Raw genomic sequence first — 797 nt, forward strand, 5'->3', positions numbered from 1 at the left:
AGCCCCGCATAAGATACGTCGTTAACGACGTCGCTATGCACGTGTCTTAGCCGATCACCCCACGCTCAGGCAGGCGGTGGCAACCGGGCGGTTACGATCGATCATCTCAGCATCCGAACAGTCCCACGTTTCAGTTATCGGTTCTTGCTGCCCACTGGATATCGTTGTCTGGGATAGGACAGATGACTTGAGCGTATAGAATTCCCACACTAGACGAGTGCTTATTGACGGCTGATCCCCCGCTGAAATTGGATGAAACGTCCAGTTGCAGGTGCCGGATGGGGGATCTTGAAGCGCATCGCATCCTGGTCCCCCGTCCATAATAAGGCCGCGCTCGAACACGGAGACGTTGTTGTGACGCGTCAGCACTCTAATTTTCGGTTCACTCGGGAAAGCATGACTGAATTTCACTTCGTCTCCATGGAATTCGAGCACTGCGGCCGCGTCCAAGGTGTCGTTCAGAAACTCCAGCATCTCCATCGTGGTTCTCGGAACCTCGTCGGCATCAATCGGGTCTGCAGAGACGCAGATATACTTGGTGGGTAAAGGGTCATCCACCGCGTACGCTGCTGGCGCAGCCCCCAGGAACAACATGATAAGGGGCAGAGTACGCAGTTTCATTGGGGACCATCCTAGCAATCACGAACAGCACTGCTCCGGCCATCGTAGCAGCCAGTGGGCTACCAGGCGTCCGTTTTCTCATCTGAAAAAAAATAATTGTCAGGTGCCGCCAGAGAGGGAGACGAGTAGAGGATCCGAGCCGTCGGATTTTACCCCCACCCCCCTCGAAAAGAGAC

Annotated in this window: 1 protein-coding gene; it reads right to left on the reverse strand. The window is 55.0% G+C overall.

Annotated elements, in window-relative coordinates; all coding sequences use genetic code 11:
• Positions 1-54: 54 nt before the first annotated feature.
• Positions 55-621, reverse strand: a complete 567-nt coding sequence (locus tag PARHAE_RS20310; protein WP_126156322.1) for a hypothetical protein — start codon at positions 619-621, stop codon at positions 55-57.
• Between the last annotated feature and the right edge of the window lie 176 nt (positions 622-797).

Source organism: Paracoccus haematequi, assembly GCF_900631945.1.
GTDB lineage: Bacteria > Pseudomonadota > Alphaproteobacteria > Rhodobacterales > Rhodobacteraceae > Paracoccus > Paracoccus haematequi_A.

Coding starts and splice junctions, on each gene's coding strand:
- PARHAE_RS20310 (WP_126156322.1), bottom strand. CDS start 621: ATGAAACTGCGTACTCTGCCCCTTATCATGTTGTTCCTGGGGGCTGCG.